1 protein-coding gene is annotated in these 518 nt (G+C 73.0%); it reads left to right on the top strand.

Going from position 1 to position 518, the window contains the following annotated elements:
* On the top strand, positions 1-518 hold a 518-nt coding region (locus IEY69_RS21640), incomplete at both ends, for a PKD domain-containing protein (RefSeq protein WP_189075131.1).

Below are 518 nucleotides of genomic sequence, written 5' to 3'. Positions count from 1 at the left end.
GGCCTGGACGCCCAGGTGACCGTCACCGGACTCATCCCGGCCCTGACCTACCGCCTGGAATGGGGCGACGGCACGCCCGCCGTGAACCTCACCGGTGTCGAGACCGCCACCCTGACGCACGCCTACAGCCGTCCCGGGGCGTACACCGTGACCCTGACGGTCCCGAACGGCGCGCCCGTGACGACCACCCTGACCGTGACGGTGGGGACAGGCACGCTCAGCGCGACCTCGGACGCCCTGACGGCCACCGCCCGTCTGTCGGGCCTGGAGGCCCGACTGACGTACACCCTGACCTGGGGTGACGGGTCGAGCAGCGTGGTCAGCGGCGTGGCCGCGGACACCCTGACGCACACCTACGCCCGGCCCGGCACGTACACCCTCACCCTCGCCACCCCCGGCGCGACCAGCGTGACGACCACCGTGACGCTGAGCGTCCCCACCCCCACCCTGAGCGTCACGCCCGCCCAGGGCCTGACGGACACGGCCTTCACCGCCACCCTCGGGAACCTCGTTCCCAC

It is taken from the genome of Deinococcus sedimenti (genome assembly GCF_014648135.1).
Lineage (GTDB): Bacteria > Deinococcota > Deinococci > Deinococcales > Deinococcaceae > Deinococcus > Deinococcus sedimenti.
This window is presented reverse-complemented; position numbering and strand designations above follow the sequence as displayed.